Here is a 355-nt window from a genome sequence, read left to right on the forward strand (position 1 = left end):
AGTCCGCCCAGTTCAGCGCCCTGACGATCGCGCCGCCAGATCGCCATCGTCAACGCGTCTAACGCGAGGTCGGTGTAGAGACTCGTGTATACCTGCCAGCCGACGATCATGCGGGAGTACACGTCGAGGACGAACGCGGCGTACGCCCAGCCCACGGCCGTGCACACGTAGGTCAGGTCGGCGACCCACAGCTGGTTCGGCCGCACGGCGGTAAAGTCGCGTTTGACCAGGTCACGAGGCCGACCGGTCTCGGCTGCGGGTCGGGTCGTGCGCGGCGACTTGTCACGCAGCAACCCGCGCAGCCCGGCGGCGCGCATCAGCCGCTCGACCGTGCACCGGGCCACCTCGACGCCCT

General features: G+C 69.0%; 1 protein-coding gene. It reads right to left on the reverse strand.

The features are described 5' to 3' along the window. On the reverse strand, positions 1-355 hold a 355-nt coding region (locus ACFHWY_RS28925; RefSeq protein ID WP_416583391.1), incomplete at both ends, for a DDE-type integrase/transposase/recombinase.

Source organism: Micromonospora sp. LOL_024, from assembly GCF_048060415.1.
Taxonomy (GTDB): domain Bacteria; phylum Actinomycetota; class Actinomycetes; order Mycobacteriales; family Micromonosporaceae; genus Micromonospora.